We start from the raw sequence: 3,163 nt of genomic DNA, 5'->3' as shown, positions 1-3,163 counted from the left end.
GCCGAACGCCGTGCTCTGGGTAGAACACGGCGTTGGATCTGGTTTCCTTAGGTGGCACCTTCCTACTCTCCCGCTTGTGACAGCAGTACCATCGGCAGTACGGGGCTTAACGGCTCTGTGCGAAATGGAAGAGGTGACCACCCGCCTTACCAGCACCAACCTAATGGACTCTTGCTTGACCAGCTGACTAACGCAGCTTCTTGATCAAAAAGTCTTGGTAGGTCTTTTTTCCTACAGAGAGAGACCCTGATTATTGGTTTGCTTTCTTCTTCCTGCTTTTTGATCGGTATCGATCCTGTAAAACCTGCTTTGTCAACACACCTCCGGGGTCATTAGTACGGCTCGGCTTAACGCGTCTCCACGCTTACACCTGCCGCCTATCAACGTCGTCGTCTACAACACCCCTTTATACCGGAACACTCATCTTCAGGCCAGTTTCGCACTTAGATGCTTTCAGCGCTTATCTGATCCCCACGTAGCTACTCGGCCGTGCCTGCGGCCAAACAACCGATTTGCCAGCGGTGAGTCCATCCCGGTCCTCTCGTACTAAGGACAGATCCCGTCAGTATTCCCACGCCCACCACAGATAGGGACCGAACTGTCTCACGACGTTCTGAACCCAGCTCGCGTGCCACTTTAATCGGCGAACAGCCGAACCCTTGGAACCTTCTCCAGCCCCAGGATGTGACGAGCCGACATCGAGGTGCCAAACCTCCCCGTCGATGTGAGCTCTTGGGGGAGATCAGCCTGTTATCCCCGGCGTACCTTTTATCCTTTGAGCGATGGCCCTTCCATGCGGAACCACCGGATCACTATACCCTGCTTTCGCACCAGATCGGCTTGTAGGCCTCACTGTCAAGCTTGCTTCTGCTATTGCACTCCCCTGCCGATTACCGTCCGGCATGAGCAAACCTTGGGAAACCTCCGTTACCCTTTCGGAGGTGACCACCCCAGTCAAACTACCCACCAAACACGGTCCTGGTTCCCCAGTTAGAACACCAGTAAGCCAAGGGCGGTATTTCAAGGTTGATTCCACGATGCCTGGCGACACCGCTTCGCAATCTCCCGCCTATCCTACACATGACTGACCGGTACTCAATGTTAAGCTGTAGTAAAGGTGCACGGGGTCTTTCCGTCCCGTGGCGGGTAAGCGGCATCTTCACCGCTACTACAATTTCACCGAACTCATGGTTGAGACAGTGCCCAGATCGTTACACCATTCGTGCAGGTCGGAACTTACCCGACAAGGAATTTCGCTACCTTAGGACCGTTATAGTTACGGCCGCCGTTTACTGGGGCTTCAGTTCAAACCTTCGCCTTGCGACTAAGCTCCCCCCTTAACCTTCCAGCACCGGGCAGGTGTCAGACCCTATGCGTCAACTTTCATTTTGGCAGAGTCCTGTGTTTTTGGTAAACAGTCGCCTGGGCCTCTTCTCTGCAGCCGCTGTTGCCAGACGGCCCCCCTTATCCCGAAGTTACAGGGTAATCTTGCCGAGTTCCTTAACCATGATTCTTTCGCGCACCTTAGAATATTCTTCCCAGCTACCTGTGTCGGTTTACGGTACGGGTATCCATACGCTTGACGCACCCTCACTTTTCTTGGAAGCCCCGTCAACACTTCGCTTTCCCCGAAGGGTCCGCTCAACGCCCTATTCCGTCAGGACGTAGTATCTCTGGCACTCCGTCATGAGACTACCTGCATGGATAGTGTGGGAATATTAACCCACTCCCCCTCAAAGCCCGGCCTTCGCCTGCTCCTTAGACCCCGACTAACCCTCCGATGACTGCCATCGCGGAGGAAACCTTAGCTTTTCGGTGTGAGGAGTTCTCATCCTCATTCTCGTTACTTATGCCTACATTTGCTTTTCTATGCGGTCCACCAGGGCTCACGCCCCAACTTCACCCCCCACAGAATGCTCTCCTACCACACTATACTCCAAGTATAGGTCCATAGCTTCGGTGATGTGCTTGATGCCCGTTTATTATCGACGCCCGCCCCGCTCGACCAGTGAGCTGTTACGCACTCTTTAAAGGAATAGCTGCTTCCAAGCTAACCTCCTGGCTGTCTCAGCAGCCGGACCGCCTTTGTTCAACTTAGCACACACTTAGGGACCTTAGCTGATGGTCTGGGTTGTTCCCCTCTCGGACTTGGACCTTAGCACCCAAGCCCTCACTGCCACGCACCTCTCTGCGCATTCGGAGTTCATCAGAAGTTGGTAGGATGTGACTCCCCCGCATCCTGTTGGTCGCTCTACCTCACAGACAGTAACACGTAACGCTGTTCCTAAAAACATTTCGGAGAGTACGAGCTATTTCTCAGTTTGATTGGCCTTTCACCCCTATCCCCAGCTCATCCGGAAGCTTTTCAACGCTTATCGGTTCGGCCCTCCACGGTGTGTTACCACCCCTTCAGCCTGGCCAGGGATAGATCACCAAGTTTCGCGTCAACCCCCACTGACTCTGGACGCCCTGTTCAGACTCGCTTTCGCTTCGGCTGCTTGACTCAAGTCAATTAACCTCGCCAGTGACGGTTACTCGTAGGCTCATTATGCAAAAGGCACGCTGTCACGCCACACTGGACGCTCCAACCGCTTGTAGGCGCCTGGTTTCAGGATCTATTTCACCCGGGTACTCCCCGTACTTTTCACCTTTCCCTCACGGTACTCTGCGCTATCGGTCTTCTGATTGTATTTAGCCTTACCGGATGGTGCCGGCCGATTCAGAGGGAATTTCTCCGGTTCCCCCCTACTCAGGAATCCCAACCCGTTAGTCCGCTGACCGGTACGGGACTCTCACCCTCTGTGGTGTCTTTTCCCAAAGACTTTCCGTTCGCTTCCTAACTTTATGTCAGGTCCTACTACCCCCGCCACGCCGTAACGTGATGGGTTTGGGCTGTTCCGCGTTCGCTCGCCACTACTGACGGAATCACAATTGTTTTCTCTTCCTGCGGGTACTTAGATGTTTCAGTTCTCCGCGTTTGCTCTCCATTACTGGAGTGATGGTTCTTCAAACCACCGGGTTGCCCCATTCGGATACCAACGGATCAGCCCCTGCCAGCGGGTCCCCGTCATGTTTCGTCGCTTGCCACGTCCTTCCTCGCCATCAGAAGCCTTAGGCATCCCCCAGACGCCCTTTTGCTGTGTGTTGACCACACTCTTACTCG

At 54.2% G+C, this 3,163-nt stretch carries 2 rRNA genes; both read right to left on the bottom strand.

Going from position 1 to position 3,163, the window contains the following annotated elements:
• Positions 1 to 49 precede the first annotated feature (49 nt).
• Positions 50 to 160: ribosomal RNA gene (rrf, locus tag ACYVEA_RS34195) — 5S ribosomal RNA — on the bottom strand.
• 151 nt (positions 161 to 311) lie between these two features.
• Positions 312 to 3,147 (bottom strand): 23S ribosomal RNA (locus ACYVEA_RS34190).
• Positions 3,148 to 3,163: the final 16 nt, after the last annotated feature.

Source organism: Spirosoma jeollabukense, assembly GCF_054777855.1.
The sequence above is the reverse complement of the archived record's forward strand: the minus strand, read 5'-3'. Positions and strand labels throughout refer to the sequence as shown.